We start from the raw sequence: 13,749 nt of genomic DNA, 5'->3' as shown, positions 1-13,749 counted from the left end.
CGGATCGCGTTGTCCAGCGCCATGCCCGTGTAGTGCACCGGGTCCTTGGTCGTGGCGTAGGTGGGGGAGTAGGCCAGGTCCAGGTGGAACAGGTCGGCGACGTCGGCCCCGTAGGTGATCGCTGTGGCCAGCACGTCGATGCGCTTGTCCGCCCCGGACGCGCCGATGGCCTGCGCGCCGAGCAGCCGCCCGGTGGCCCGGTCGGCGACGGCCTTGATCAGCAGCGATTCGCCGCCCAGGTACTCGGGCCGGTCGGGCTTGATGTTGTGCAGCACCTCGACGTCGTACCCGGCCGCCCTGGCCTGGTCCTCCGTCAGCCCGGTCTGGGCCACCGCCAGATCGAAGACCCGCACGATCGACGTGCCGAGGATGCCTCGGTGCTCCAGCGTGCCGCCCGTGATCGCGTCACCGGTGATGCGGCCCATCTTGTTCGCCGTCGACCCCAGCGGCACCCAGGTGGGTTCGTCGGTGATCAGGTTGAACGACTCGGCCACGTCCCCGACCGCCCACACGTGCGCCACATCGGTGCGCCCCTGTGGGTCCACGGCGATCGCGCCCGTCGGGCCGATCGTCACCCCGGCCTGCTGCGCGAGCTCCAGGTTGGGTCGCACGCCGACGGAGACGATCACCAGGTCGGTGGGCACGGTGTCGCCGTCGTCCGCGGAACCGACACGCACCCCGGTCACGCCGCCGTCGTCGCCCTCGATCGCGCCGACGCGCGTACCCAGGCGCAGGTCGACGTCGTGCTTGCGCAGCTCGGCGTCCACCCGCGCGGACATGTCCGCGTCCATGCGCGGCATGGCGTGCTCCAGCGCTTCGATCACGGTGACCTCGATGCCGCGCTCGGTGAGCTGCTCGGTCATCTCCAGCCCGATGTATCCGGCACCGACGACGACGGCGCGGCGCACCTGGCGCTCCTCGATCCATTCCCGGATCGCGCGGGCGTCGGACGGGTTCCGGACCGTGAATACCCCGGGCAGGTCCACGCCGGGCAGCGGCGGGACCACGCTGCGTACTCCGGTGGCCAGGATCAGCTCGTCGTAGGTGTCCTCGAACGTCTCCTCGGTGGCGAGGTCGCGCACGGTCACGGTCCGGGCTGCGGCGTCGACCGCGGTGACCTCGTGGCCCGTGCGGACGTCGACGTCGTAACGGGCCTTGAACCACGCGGCGTTGCGCGGGGTGAGCTCGTCGATGGTCTCGACCTCGCCGCCGACGAAGTACGGCAACCCGCACCCGGAGTAGGAGATGTCGTGGTCGCGCTCGTACACGGTGATGCGGGCGGTCTCGGTGTTGCGCCGGGCTTTGGCGGCGGCGGAGGTGCCCGCCGCTACCGAACCGACGACGACGATCTTGAGGGGCGACGAGGTGCTCATGAGGTTCCTCTGCTCGGGTTCCTGACGGGGCTGGGCTCGCCCTGTATCCGACGGCCAGGCGTATATTGACCTATTTCTATTTTGACAGTTACCGATATAGGAAGCAAGCCAGTTCGACCGCCCGGCCCCATCGTTTCAACCTCGACGTCTGGCGAGACGGCGGACCACGTACGCAGCGTCACGGCCGGCACCACGGATGCTGGCCGAGGAGAAGCTGCGCTGCCACTCCAGGCCGACGTAGCCCAGGCCGGGATGCGTGGTGGACAGGCCACGACGCTGTCGCGGTGCGCCGTTCGCGTCGAGTGCACCGAGACCGCCGAGGTAGGAGATGTCAGGGCGGAACCCTGTGGCGAGCAGGATGGTGTCCACGTCTTCGGCGCTGCCGTCGGGCCAGGTGACGGCGTCGCCGTCGATCGCGGTGAACATGCGTCGCTGATCAGGCCGTCCCGCGTCGACGGCTGTCCGGTAGGTGCCGGTGTCCAGCACGGGCATGCTGGGCTGAGTGCCCAGCCACGGTCCGATCGGGAGCGCGTCGTACCCACTGACGGTCAACCAGAAGTGCGCGTCGCGACCCAGCGGCGTCTGGTTGGTGTACCGGACCGGTGCGCGTGTGGCGAGAGTGACACGGGCGTGCGGTGCGAGGTCGACCGCGATCTGGACCGCGGAGTTCGCCGCCCCCACCACCACGACTCGCTGCCCGGCGAACGGCGCCGGGTCCCGGTACTCGCTCGAGTGCAGGACTGCACCGGTGAATCGATCGAGGCCAGGAAGTGAGGGCTGGTGGGGCGAGCTGAACGCGCCGGTCGCGGCGATCACGATCGGCGCGGACAGCGGCTGCTCGTCCGGCACCTGCGTGGTGAACCGGTCGCCGTCGTGAGTGATGGCCGTGACACGGTGGCCGGTGCGGATGTCCGCGTCGAGGCTCTTGGCGAAGGTGCGCAGGTAGTCGACCACCTCGTCGCGGCGCGGGTAGCGGTCCGGGTCACCAGGGAACGCGAGACCGGGCAGGGTGCTGTACCGGGCGGGGGAGAAGAGGTGGAGGCTGTCGTAGTAGCGCGGCCACGAACCAACCGGCTCGTCGCCGGCTTCGAGGAGTGTGGGACGCAGTCCTTGGGCGAGGAGTGCGTGGGCGGCGGCGAGGCCGGCCTGGCCGCCGCCGATGACGATCGCGTCAGTCATGATCAGTGTCCTTCCGAGACGGTGCTGGGCGTGTGGCGGGTGTGGTGGCCAGTGCGAGGAACGCAGCGGCGCCACCGACCACGGCCAGCAGCACGAAGGTGCTGGAGTACCCGCCGAAGCCAGCGGCGATTGCGGCCCCCGCCCACGGGGCGAGGGACATGGTGATCGCGAGCGGGGCGGACATCAGACCGGTGAGGCGGCCGTAGTGCACGGCGCCCCAGCGGTCGGTGACGGCAGTGGCCTGCAGCAGGGTGAACACCCCGCGGGCCATGCCGGCGATCACCGAAGCGGCGATCAGCACCGGCGTCGAGGTGACCAGCCCGAGAACCGCGGTGGTGAGAGCGACCGCGCCGACCACCACTGCGGTGCGGGTGCGGACGCTCGTGTGCCTCACCAGAGTGGTGTAGCCGAGGCGGCCCAGGACCTGTCCGGCGCCGCCGAGCCCGAGCGCCACTGCCGCGAGGCCCGGGGTGAGGCCGCGTTCGGTGAGCAGCGGCACCAGGTTGATGATGACCGCATAGGCCGTGAACGCGGCCAGGCCGAACGTCACCACCAAGAGGACGAAGGCGCGGGAGCGTGCCACCTGCCCGGGGTTACGGTGCTCGGCCGGCTGTGCGTGATCGTGCGGCTCGGGGTCGGGCCACGTGCCGCGCAGTCCCCACAGGTGTCCGGGGATCGTGATGACCCCCAGGATGGCTGCGAGCACGAGGTAGGTCTGCCGCCAGTCCAGGTGCGCGGCCAGGAGCGCCGTCAGTGGCGCGAAGACGGTGGACGCCAGGCCGGCAGCGAGGGTGAGCACGGTGAGGGCGAACACGCGCCGCGGACCGTACCAGCGAGTCAAGGCCGCGAACGCGGGTGGGTACAGGGTCGCGCCCATCGCCAACCCCATCAGCGCCCAGGCGGTGATGAACCATGCGAGGTCCTGTGCCGTGGCGACCAGGACCACTGAGGGGACCGCGAGCAGCGAACCGCCAGTCATCAGCCAGCGCGGACCGATCCGGTCCAGCCACCGACCGATCGGGATCCCCGCCAGCGCCGCCACCAGCTGCCCGACCGAGAAGCCGGCGATCACGGATGCCCCGGACCAGCCGGTCGTCCTCGTGATCTCGACGGCCAGCACGGGGAAGGCGTAATACAGGATGCCCCAGCTGGTGATCTCGGTGACGCACAACGTCACCAGGACCCTGCGCAGCCCGGCCGGCGACAAGCCGGGCTCCGCGACCACCTCCGCCCTCATGGCTCGCACCTCAGCGGCCGGAGGACGGCACCGACAGGGGGCAACGTGCTCATGACAGTTCTCCCATCGATGTTGTTCGATCTGACTGGTCGGGACTCTATCGACCGTCGTCGATTGACGCAACCATCGAGTCTGATCGATCATGATGTTCATGACGACGACCCTCGAGGCCCAGGTCCTGCCCGACGCCGAGGCTTCCACCTATGCGGCCTGGTTCGCCTGCTTGGCCGAGCCGACCCGGGTCCGGTTGCTGCATGCGGTCGCTACGGCGCCGCAGGGGATGACGGTCGGCGCGCTCACGGAGGTCCTGGGCATCAGCCAGTCCACCTGCTCCCACCACGTACGCAAGCTCGCCGACGTCGGGTTCGTCCAGCTGCACAAGGAGGGCACCGCGACCCTGGTCACGATCAACCCCGCGTGCTGCGTGGGGTTGCCGCACGCCGCCGACGCCGTGATGGGCCTGCTCGCGCCCCGCCCATGCTGCCCTGAGGACGTCCCGGCCGACGTGACCGTACGTGCGCTGCGGGACCTGGACTGGGCCGCTGTTCGTCGCATCTACGGCGAAGGCCTCGCGACCGGCCTCGCGACCTTCGAGACCGCCGTTCCGAGCCGCGCGTCGCTGGACGCGAAGTGGCTGCCGGACCACCGCTGGGTCGCCGAGATCGACGGCGAGGTCGTCGGCTGGGCCGCCGCAACCCCCGCGTCAGCGCGCGAGGTCTACTCCGGTGTCGCCGAGACCTCGATCTACGTCGGCCACGGGTACAGGGGCCGTGGAATCGGCAAGGCATTGATCCGCAAGCAGGTCATGGCCGCCGACGAGGGCGGCCTCTGGACGCTGCAGACCTCGATCTTCGCCGAGAACCGGAGCAGCGTCGGCCTGCACCACACGGCCGGGTTCCGCACCCTCGGCATCCGCGAACGCATCGCTCAGCGCGACGGCGTCTGGCACGACACCGTCTTCATGGAACGCCGCAGCGTCGTGAACTGAGCCCGGTCTGCAGGGCTGTCCGCAGACGGCGACGCCCGCCGCCCCGAGGGCGACGGGCGTCGAGGTAACGGCTCAGCGGTGGCGTGAGCCCTCCCGCCACACCTGGACGACGGACGGCCGCGGACCGCGCCACGCACCGGCCTCGGCCGGCTCACCCGGCGCGAGGTAGTCAGGGAAGTACGACTGCTGCGCGGCGAACGAGCCGTCCTCGCCCGGGTGCTGCACGGCGACGTAGACCATCCCGTCCTCGTCGTCGATGATCGGCCCGCAGGTCTCCGCCCCGGTAGGCACGGACAGGAACTGCTGCACGTGCCCGCGCTCGCGGCCGGTGAGCGGCACCTTGAACAGACCGTCGCAGCGCCCCATGGGGCTCGACGCGCCGTCCGTCGAGATCCACAAGTTGCCCTCGGAGTCGAACGCCACGTTGTCCGGGCAGGAGATCGGCGAGACCCGGTCCACGGGGAACCCGGCGAAGTACACGGACTCGTTGACCTCTGGGTTGCCGCACAGCAGCAGGATGTTCCAGCGGAACGTGGTGCCGGTGTGGTCGCCGTCCTCGGTGATCTCGATGACGTGCCCGTCCCGGTTGCCGGTCTGGGTCTCTCCGCTGACCACCCGGCGGTCGCGCGGGTTGGCCTCGTCGACGGCGCCACGCGCCGCGCCGGGCACGCGCTCGGAGTTGTTGGTGCAGGCCAGATAGATCTTGCCGGTCACAGGGTTGGGCTGGATGTCCTCCGGACGGTCCATCTTCGTGGCGCCGACGGCATCGGCCGCCTGGCGCGTGAACACCGCGACCTCCTCGGCAGACATCCCGGCCACCGCGCTGCGCCCGTCGATCAGCAGCGGCATCCAGACCCCACGCCCGTCGAACGCTCCGTCGGACGGCAGGTCGCCCGACCCGTCGATCTCCCCGGTGCTGTCGCCCAAAAACTTCGCGACGTAGAGCGAGCCGCGGCTGAGCAGGCCCATGTTGTGCCGCCGGGCGCCCAGGCTGTCTCCGTCCCGGAACCGGTCGGAAGAGACGAACTTGTAGACGTACTCCCAGCGCTCGTCGTCGCCCATGTACGCGACGGCGTGGCCGTGGCGCGACAGGATGACCTCGGCACCCTCGTGCTTGAAGCGGCCCATCGCGGTGTGCTTCACGGGCGTGGATTCCGGGTCGTAGGGGTCGATCTCCACCATGTACCCGAAGCGGCGTGACTCGTTCTCGTAGCCCTCGTTGTGCCCGGAGAAGCGCGGCTCGTCCAGCTCCCAGCCGTAGCTGGTGGGCGACGTCGAGCTGCTCAGCCCGTAGCGCGCGTCGCGCGGGTCGGTGCCGTCCACCCGGAAGTAGCCGTGGAAGTTCTCCTCGCCCGAGAGCACCGTTCCCCAGGGCGTGGTCCCGCCGGCGCAGTTGTTCAGGGTGCCCAGCACGCGGGTGCCGGTCGGGTCGTCGACGGTCTTGAGCAGGTCCGACCCGGCGGCCGGGCCGTCGAGCGTGAACTTGGTGCCGACGTGCACGCGGCGGTTGTACCGGCTGCGCGGCTCGTACTCCCACGGCTTGCCCTCGCGGCGGCGCTCCACCTGCACCACGGACATGCCGTGCGCGGCCCGCTCGATCGCCCGACGCGTCGCGGCGTCGTAGGTCTCGTCGAACATGATCCCGGCGTTGGTGTACTCATGGTTGGACACCATCAGGGCCGAGGTGCCCAGGTCGCGGCCGCGCCGTCGGCCAGTGCGGCCCTTGCCGGACCACACGTGCCGACCACGGCCGAGCGGCAAGAGCTCCAGGTAGTCGCAGTTGTACCCGAACGCGCGGGCCTGCTTGGCGGCGCTCTGTGAGCTGACGTCGAACGGCTCGGCACCGGGCAGGATCGGGTCGCCCCAGCGGATGATCGGGCTCCACGTGAAACCCTCCGGGACCACCAGGGCATCGACGTCGGCTGCCTGAGAGGCGACGGGCCGGAACGAGAGGCCGCCGCGCCCGCCGTCGTGCCCGTGACCCCAGCCGTGCGCGGTGGCCGACGGCGCGCCGACCACCTCCGTACCGATCACGACCGCACCGGTGGCGACCGCGATGCTGCCGAGCATGGCGCGGCGGGACAGTGCCGCGCTCACCACGTCCTTGAAGTACTCGTTGGCGCTCTCGTTCGGAGCGGGATGGGAGCAGGCGTCCGCACACTTGAGGCGGCAGGTGACCGGGCTGCGCTTGCCACGCGCATACGGCGCCATCTGCAGCAGCTGGCGAGATTCGGGGGCGATCGTCATCGGAGGTCTCCGTGTACGTTCGGGGGTTCTGATATTCGCAGCGGGAGCTGGGTGGTGTCCACGCTAGGAACGGGCGGTGTCCACGTCTCGACGATCCGGAAACGTGGCAATGAACGGAAAATGCATAAATCGCTGTCTATGTTTACGGTTCGGACCTGAGGTCGCCACCCTCACCGCCCGTTGGTCAGTGCAGGACGGTCAGCCAGGCCACCAGGCCCAGCAGCGTCACGGCCAGGACCGGGATGGTCAGGATGATTCCGATGCGGAAGTACTGGCCCCAGCCGATGTGCATGCCCTTGCGGTCCAGCACGTGCAGCCACAGCAGGGTCGCCAGCGATCCGATCGGCGTGATCTTCGGGCCCAGGTCCGCGCCGATGACGTTGGCGTAGACCATGATCTCGTGGACGATGCCGGTCGCGTCGGCTGCATCGATGCCCAGGGCTGCGACCAGCACCGTGGGCATGTTGTTCATGACCGAGGACATCCCGGCCACGAGGAATCCGGTGCCGACGCCGGCCGCGAGCGTGCCCTGCCCGGCCATCGCGGCGAAGACCTCGCCGAGGGCATCGGTCAGGCCCGCGTTGCGCAGGCCGTACACGACCAGATACATGCCGAGGGAGAAGAGCACGACCTGCCAGGGCGCGGACCGCACGACCGGCCACACGGCGATGGGCCCACGGCCGACCGGCGCCGAAGTCGTGCCGGTGACGGGCTCTGGCCGCCAGGTTGCGCTGCGGAAGAGGAAGACCGGACGGCGGGCCGCGACCACGATGATCGCCAGGGCCGCGAGGGAGGCGACGGCGGACAGCGGCACGTTCAACGGCTCGGCAACGAAGTAGCCGACGAGCAGGACGGCCAGGACCACCCAGCCGGCACGGAAGGTCAGGTGGTCGCGGATGGCGTCCTCGGGGCGGCCGAGCTCCGCGACGTCGTAGCGGTCGGGGATGGACTTGCGGAAGAAGAACCGCAGGACACCCAGGGTCGCGGCGAGCGAGACCAGCGAGACCGGGACCATCACCAGCGCGTAGCGGGCGAACCCGATGCCGAAGAAGTCGGCCGAGACGATGTTGACGAGGTTCGAGACCACGAGCGGGAGGCTGGTGGTGTCCGCGACGAAGCCAGTTGCCATGATGAACGCGAACGACGCGGCCGGGCTGAACTTCAGCGCGAGCATCATCTGGAAGACGATCGGGGTCAGGATCAGCGCTGCGCCGTCGTTGGCGAACACCGCGGCGATCGCCGCGCCCAGGATCACGATGAGGGTGAACAACCGTCGACCGTTGCCCTTGCCCCAGCGCGCGACGTGCAGGGCCGACCACTCGAAGGTGCCGGCCTCGTCAAGGACGAGGGAGATGAGGATCACGGCGACGAAGGTGAGCGTCGCGTTCCACACCAGGGCCCACACGTCGGGGACGTCGCTCAGGTGCACCACCCCGGTGAGCAGAGCGACGCCCGCGCCGGCCAAGGCGCTCCAGCCGATCCCGAGACCGCGTGGTTGCCAGATCACGAACGTGAGCGTGACCAGGAAGATGATCAGGGCGAGCAGCATGGGTTCTCCACGAATCGGGCAGGCATGGATGTGGCGCCTGACGGGCTGCCGGGCGAAAGCATTACATCGATGCTCGTTGATATCAACCGGCGCTGATGTGTAGCATCACTGCATGCCAAGCGCAGTCCGACCGCCGACCGCCGAGCTCGCAGCGGAGTTCGCGCTGCTCAGCGACCCGCTCCGCCTGCAGATCGTGCTCGCTCTCACCGAGGAGCAACTGTGTACCTGCCACCTGGTGGATCTCACGGGCGCGAAGCAGACGACCATCAGTCACCATCTGCGCCAGCTGCGTGACGCGGGGGTGATCGTCGGGGAGGCCGAGGGAAGGTTCACCTGGTATCGCCTGACGTCTGGTGCGTTCGCCGCGACACTGGGCGCCCTCGTCGGCCTCGCTGCCGTTGAGGGCGCCCCGCGGCTACGCCCCGCCTGTGCGGACTGACCGACTTCACCCCCGGTCTAGCCCCTAAGCATCGATCGTGATTGATTGATCACGACGGGTTGGGCAGCGGTTCACCTGGCGTTCACATAGACCGCGTTCTATCAATCTCGTCCGACAGACGATGTAGGCGGGAACATCTCGCCTCCACAAGACGGGATCCCACAGGTGATGAACTTCCCCCAGCGCACCGCAGCGGCGGTCGGCGCCGCAGGCCTCGCGCTCTCCCTCGCCGCCTGCGGCGGCGGTCAGCAGGCGGCCGACGACGGTGGCCTCTCCGGCACCATCGCCGTCGACGGCTCCTCCACGGTCGCCCCCCTGACCTCGGCCGCCGCGACGCAGTTCGCCGACGTCGAGCCGGGCGTCCAGGTCACGGTCGCCACCTCCGGTACCGGCGGCGGCTTCAAGGCGTTCTGCGCCGGCGAGACCGACATCTCCGACGCCTCCCGTCCGATCAAGGACGAGGAGATCGCCGCCTGTGAAGAGGCCGGCACCGAGTACACCGAGATCATCATCGCGAACGACGGCCTGTCCGTCGTGGTCAACCCCGAGAACGACTGGGCGCAGTGCCTCACGGTCGAGCAGCTGGGCACGATCTGGGCCCCTGAGGCCGAGGGCAAGGTCATGAGCTGGAAGGACGTGGACCCGTCCTTCCCGGACGAGCCGCTGGACCTCTACGGCGCGGGCACCGACTCCGGCACCTTCGACTACTTCACCGAGGCCATCAACGGTGAGGAGGGTGCCACCCGCGCCGACTACACCCCCACCGAGGACGACAACGTCACGGTCCAGGGCGTGCAGGGTTCGCCGGGTGCGCTGGGCTACTTCGGCCTGTCCTACGCCGAGGAGAACCCGGACGCGGTCAAGATCCTCGACATCGACGGCGGTGACGGTTGCGTCACCCCGTCCTCCGAGACGGTCCAGGACGGGACCTACACGCCGCTGGGCCGGCCCCTGTTCATCTACGTGAACAACGCCAGCTACGCCGACAACGAGGCCCTGCAGACCTTCGTCGACTTCTACCTGGAGAACGAGGCGTCGATCGCCGAGGAGGCGCTGTTCATCGGTCTCACCGAGGAGCAGGCCACCACCGCCCGCACCGAGCTGGACAGCTTGAAGGGCTGACGCGTGAGCTCAGTCTCTTCCACGCCGACCGGTCGGGCCATCACGCCCGGCCGGTCGGTCGGCCCGCCGTCGGGGCCGCCCTCCGGTGCCTCCTTCGACACGTTGGAAGCCGGGCCGCCCCGATCGTCCGACCTGCGCGGCAGGCGCCGACCGGGCGAGCTGATCGCCCGTGGGCTGCTCGCCGGTGCCGCGATGCTCAGCGTCGTCATCACCGCCGGCATCGTGATCGCGCTGCTGGTTCCCGCGCTCACCTTCTTCGAGCAGGTGCCGATCCTCGACTTCCTGACCGGCACCCGCTGGACCCCGCGCTTCGCGGACGCCTCCTACGGTGTGCTGCCGCTCATCACGGCGACCGCCTGGACCGCCCTGGTGGCCCTGGCCGTCGCGGTCCCGTGCGGCCTGGGCTCGGCGATCTACCTCTCGGAGTACGCGCCCGAACGGCTGCGCCGCATCCTCAAGCCGATCCTCGAGCTGCTCGCGGGCGTACCCACCGTCGTGTTCGGCTACTTCGCCCTGCTCTGGTTCACACCGTTCCTCCAGGACCTCGGCCTCGAGGTCGGACCGTTCAGCCTGCTGTCGGCCGGCATGGTCATGGGCGTCATGATCATCCCCACCATCGCATCCGTCTCCGAGGACGCCATGTCCGCGGTGCCGAACGCACTACGGCAGGGCTCGGCCGCGCTGGGCGCCAACCGCATGCAGACCTCATTGCGTGTGGTCTTCCCCGCAGCGTTCTCCGGTGTCGTGGCGGCCGTGGTCCTCGGCATCTCCCGGGCCGTGGGGGAGACCATGATCGTCACGATCGCCGGCGGCCAGATGGTGCAGATGGTCAGCAACCCGCTCCAGCAGGGCGCGACCATGACGACCTTCATCGCCAACGCGGCGCTCGGCGACTCCCGGGTGGGCTCGCTGGAGTACAACACCCTGTTCGTCGTGGGCCTGCTGCTCTTCCTCCTCACCCTGATCGTGAACCTGATCGCGATCGAGCTCGTCCGCCGCTTCCGGCAGGAGTACTGATGTCCCTCTACACACCCGCGGCCTCGGGGGCCGACGCTCGCCGCGCGGTCCTGTCGACGTCGGGCCGCAGCAAGGAGCAGACCCCGCAGTCGGTGCTGTTCATCGTTCTGCTGTGGCTGAGCCTGCTGATCGGCTTCGTCACGCTCGCCGTGCTCCTGGTGGACACCTTCGCCGACGGGCTGTCGCGACTGGACGGTCGGCTGTTCACCGGCTACCCGTCCTCGCGTGCCGAGGAGGCGGGCGCCCGCCCGGCGATCCTCGGGTCGCTCTGGGTGGTCGGCACGACGGCGGTGCTGGCCGTCCCGCTCGGCGTCGCGGCCGCGGTACACCTCGAAGAGTTCGCCGACCGCAAACGCTGGTGGAACAGGCTGGTCGAGATCAACATCTCCAACCTGTCCGCCGTGCCCGCGATCATCTACGGCATGCTCGCTCTGGGCGCCCTGGCGCTCATCGGCGTGCAGCAGAAGAACATCGTGATCGGCGGCGCGATCGCACTGGCCATGCTGATCCTGCCCGTCATCATCATCTCCACCCGGGAGGCCGTCCGGGCCGTCCCGCGCGAACTGCGCGACGGGTCGCTCGCGATCGGGGCCACGCCGCTGCAGACGACCTGGCGCATCACCCTGCCCGCAGCGCTGCCCGGCATCGCCACCGGCACCATCCTCGGCCTGTCCCGCGCGCTGGGGGAGGCCGCGCCGCTGCTCCTGCTCGGCGGGCTCGTGTTCCTCCGGTTCGACCCGAACGGCATGCTCAGCCAGTTCACCACCATGCCGATCCAGATTTTCAGCTGGACCGCGCAGCCCCAGGCCGAGTTCCACACCCTGGCCGCAGGCGCCTCCATGCTCCTCATGGCCCTCGTGCTGCTCATGAACGGCGCCGCCATCTACATCCGCAACCGCTACCAGAAGCGCTGGTGACCCCATGCCTGAACCCATGCCACAAGTCCGCGACGCCATCGAGATAGAGCTCGAGCACCACCAGCAGGCGACTCGGGACGTCCCTGACCGCCCGGAGCGGGCAGTCCTTGAGGTGGACAACGTGAACGTCTACTACGGCGACTACCTCGCGGTGCGGAATGTCTCCGTCGACTTCGGTCACAACGAGATCACCGCGCTCATCGGACCGTCCGGGTGCGGCAAGTCGACGATCCTGCGCTCGCTCAACCGCATGAACGACCTCATCGTGGGCGCGCGTGTCGAGGGGCCGATCCGGTACTGGGGCCAGGACATGTATGCCCCGGGGATCGACCCGATCGAGGTGCGCCGCCGGATCGGGATGGTCTTCCAGAAGCCCAACCCGTTCCCCAAGTCGATCTACGACAACATCGCCTACGGGCCGCGAGTCACCGGCATGAGCGTCGCCAGCATGGACGACCACGTGGAGCAGGCCCTGACCAAGGCCGCACTGTGGGACGAGGTCAAGGACAAGCTCAAGCAGTCCGCCTACGGCCTGTCCGGTGGCCAGCAGCAGCGCCTGTGCATCGCGCGCACCATCGCGGTGCAGCCGGACGTGATCCTGATGGACGAGCCCTGCGCCTCCCTGGACCCGATCGCGACCCTCCGGATCGAGGAGCTCATGGCCGAGCTGCGTGACCAGTACACGATCATCATCGTCACGCACAACATGCAGCAGGCCGCCCGCGTCGCGGACCGCACGGCCTTCTTCACCGCGGCCATCGACCCGGACACCGGAGAAAGGCACGGCGAGCTGGTCGAGTACGACAAGACGACCAAGATCTTCGAGAGCCCCGCGGACTCGCGTACCGAGGGTTACATCAGCGGCCGCTTCGGCTGACGCCCGCACACCAAGGAGCGTCATGGCAACCATCACCCCCGGAGCGCCCGGCGTCGGCAGCCGCAAGGAACGTGGTCGGGGCGACGAGCTGCGCCGCGGTACGCACACCGTCGTCCTGGTGGACGCCGCCCTGGACCGGGAACGCTGGCTCACCTCGCGCCTGCGCGAGCGGGGCGTGAGCCTGCTCGTCTACCGCGACGTGCTGCGCGGCCTGGCGCGTGTCGGCGCGGGAGGCGTGGACGCGCTGGTCCTGTCCGCACAGCTGGGCAGCGACACGCTCCTGGCGGTGGTCGAGGTTGCTCACGAGGAGCTCGGTGTGGCCGTGCTCGTAGCGCACGGGCCGGGTGAGACCGACCTCATCGGCCCTGCGGTCCTGGCCGGTGCCCGGCCGATGCTGACCCGCCCCTACGGGCCGGCCGCCCTCGAGTCCGCCGTGCGAGAGGTGCGCCAGGGGCCGGTCCGGCTGCCCACCGTCCAGGTCGGCCGGCTCCGGCTGGACGTGACGGGGTACGACGCGCAGTTCGGCGACCAGGGGATCGACCTGGCCACCCTGGAGTTCGAAGCCCTCTACGAGCTCGCGTCCCAGCACGACCACGTGGTGGAGCGCGAGGCACTGCAACGGCGATTCTGGCCGACCTCGTCCGACCCGAACGCCGCGCTCATCGCCGTCATCTCCCGGCTGCGCCGCAAGCTCGACCCCTTCGGCGCAGCCGGCGCCCTGCACACCGTGCGAGGCATCGGCTACCGGCTGGACTCCACACCGCTCATGACGGTCTCCGTGTCCAGTGATTAATAGATGAGGAC

The 13,749-nt window shown here is 69.5% G+C and carries 12 protein-coding genes; 7 read left to right on the top strand and 5 right to left on the bottom strand.

Annotation, left to right across the window (positions count from 1 at the left end):
• The 3 genes from APR04_RS24730 to APR04_RS24720 form a co-directional block, all read right to left on the bottom strand.
• A partial coding sequence (locus tag APR04_RS24730; RefSeq protein ID WP_253875701.1) for an FAD-dependent oxidoreductase occupies nt 1-1,373 on the bottom strand: 1,373 nt, incomplete at its 3' end.
• A gap of 135 nt (nt 1,374-1,508) precedes the next feature.
• Nucleotides 1,509-2,552 carry a flavin-containing monooxygenase gene (locus APR04_RS24725; protein ID WP_253875698.1) on the bottom strand — a complete coding sequence of 348 codons (1,044 nt, stop codon included), beginning with the start codon at nt 2,550-2,552 and terminating at the stop codon, nt 1,509-1,511.
• Nucleotides 2,545-3,789 (bottom strand): MFS transporter, encoded by a 1,245-nt coding sequence (locus APR04_RS24720; protein ID WP_253875695.1) that lies wholly within the window; start codon nt 3,787-3,789, stop codon nt 2,545-2,547. Before APR04_RS24720 ends, APR04_RS24725 begins: the two co-directional genes overlap by 8 nt.
• A 151-nt stretch (nt 3,790-3,940) precedes the next feature.
• On the opposite strand from APR04_RS24720, the gene APR04_RS24715 reads away from it, so the two are divergent.
• A complete protein-coding gene (locus APR04_RS24715; protein WP_253875692.1) occupies nt 3,941-4,777 on the top strand; it encodes a helix-turn-helix domain-containing GNAT family N-acetyltransferase in 837 nt (278 codons plus the stop codon).
• A 72-nt stretch (nt 4,778-4,849) separates the two neighbouring features.
• On the opposite strand, the gene APR04_RS24710 is transcribed toward APR04_RS24715, so the two are convergent.
• Together APR04_RS24710 and APR04_RS24705 are read right to left on the bottom strand one after the other, a co-directional pair.
• Nucleotides 4,850-7,024 carry a PhoX family protein gene (locus APR04_RS24710; protein ID WP_253875689.1) on the bottom strand — a complete coding sequence of 725 codons (2,175 nt, stop codon included), beginning with the start codon at nt 7,022-7,024 and terminating at the stop codon, nt 4,850-4,852.
• Nucleotides 7,025-7,208: 184 nt separating this feature from the next.
• Nucleotides 7,209-8,573, bottom strand: a complete 1,365-nt coding sequence (locus APR04_RS24705) for an arsenic transporter (protein WP_253875685.1) — start codon at nt 8,571-8,573, stop codon at nt 7,209-7,211.
• 112 nt (nt 8,574-8,685) lie between these two features.
• Between APR04_RS24705 and APR04_RS24700 the strand changes: the two genes are divergently transcribed.
• The 6 genes from APR04_RS24700 to APR04_RS24675 all read left to right on the top strand — a co-directional run bounded on the left by APR04_RS24700 (nt 8,686) and on the right by APR04_RS24675 (nt 13,738).
• Entirely contained in the window at nt 8,686-9,012 is a 327-nt protein-coding gene (locus APR04_RS24700) for an ArsR/SmtB family transcription factor (RefSeq protein ID WP_253875682.1), read from the top strand.
• 168 nt (nt 9,013-9,180) lie between these two features.
• Nucleotides 9,181-10,134, top strand: a complete 954-nt coding sequence (locus APR04_RS24695; protein WP_253875680.1) for a PstS family phosphate ABC transporter substrate-binding protein — start codon at nt 9,181-9,183, stop codon at nt 10,132-10,134.
• A gap of 3 nt (nt 10,135-10,137) precedes the next feature.
• A complete protein-coding gene (gene pstC / locus APR04_RS24690; RefSeq protein WP_253875677.1) occupies nt 10,138-11,151 on the top strand; it encodes a phosphate ABC transporter permease subunit PstC in 1,014 nt (337 codons plus the stop codon).
• The gene (gene pstA, locus APR04_RS24685) at nt 11,151-12,068 is read left to right on the top strand and encodes a phosphate ABC transporter permease PstA (protein WP_253875674.1); all 918 of its coding nucleotides are present in this window, start codon (nt 11,151-11,153) and stop codon (nt 12,066-12,068) included. The genes pstC and pstA overlap by 1 nt, the downstream gene beginning before the upstream one ends.
• Nucleotides 12,069-12,072: 4 nt before the next feature.
• On the top strand, nt 12,073-12,945 hold the full coding sequence (gene pstB / locus APR04_RS24680; protein WP_253875670.1) for a phosphate ABC transporter ATP-binding protein PstB: 873 nt from the start codon (nt 12,073-12,075) through the stop codon (nt 12,943-12,945).
• Nucleotides 12,946-12,967: 22 nt separating this feature from the next.
• Nucleotides 12,968-13,738: a winged helix-turn-helix domain-containing protein gene (locus APR04_RS24675; protein WP_253875667.1), complete on the top strand. Its 771-nt coding sequence runs from the start codon at nt 12,968-12,970 to the stop codon at nt 13,736-13,738.
• Nucleotides 13,739-13,749 lie beyond the last annotated feature (11 nt).

The sequence above is a fragment of the Promicromonospora umidemergens genome (assembly GCF_024171995.1).
In the GTDB taxonomy this organism is placed as follows: domain Bacteria; phylum Actinomycetota; class Actinomycetes; order Actinomycetales; family Cellulomonadaceae; genus Promicromonospora; species Promicromonospora umidemergens.
Note: the sequence above shows the minus strand (reverse complement) of the source record. Positions and strands in the feature narration are given on the sequence as shown.

Excerpts from the sequence above, each read along its gene's own strand:
- APR04_RS24725 (WP_253875698.1), bottom strand. The coding sequence starts at position 2,552 with ATGACTGACGCGATCGTCATCGGCGGCGGCCAGGCCGGCCTCGCCGCC.
- APR04_RS24720 (WP_253875695.1), bottom strand. The coding sequence starts at position 3,789 with ATGAGGGCGGAGGTGGTCGCGGAGCCCGGCTTGTCGCCGGCCGGGCTG.
- APR04_RS24715 (WP_253875692.1), top strand. The coding sequence starts at position 3,941 with ATGACGACGACCCTCGAGGCCCAGGTCCTGCCCGACGCCGAGGCTTCC.
- APR04_RS24710 (WP_253875689.1), bottom strand. The coding sequence starts at position 7,024 with ATGACGATCGCCCCCGAATCTCGCCAGCTGCTGCAGATGGCGCCGTAT.
- APR04_RS24705 (WP_253875685.1), bottom strand. The coding sequence starts at position 8,573 with ATGCTGCTCGCCCTGATCATCTTCCTGGTCACGCTCACGTTCGTGATC.
- APR04_RS24700 (WP_253875682.1), top strand. The coding sequence starts at position 8,686 with ATGCCAAGCGCAGTCCGACCGCCGACCGCCGAGCTCGCAGCGGAGTTC.
- APR04_RS24695 (WP_253875680.1), top strand. The coding sequence starts at position 9,181 with ATGAACTTCCCCCAGCGCACCGCAGCGGCGGTCGGCGCCGCAGGCCTC.
- pstA (WP_253875674.1), top strand. The coding sequence starts at position 11,151 with ATGTCCCTCTACACACCCGCGGCCTCGGGGGCCGACGCTCGCCGCGCG.
- pstB (WP_253875670.1), top strand. The coding sequence starts at position 12,073 with ATGCCTGAACCCATGCCACAAGTCCGCGACGCCATCGAGATAGAGCTC.
- APR04_RS24675 (WP_253875667.1), top strand. The coding sequence starts at position 12,968 with ATGGCAACCATCACCCCCGGAGCGCCCGGCGTCGGCAGCCGCAAGGAA.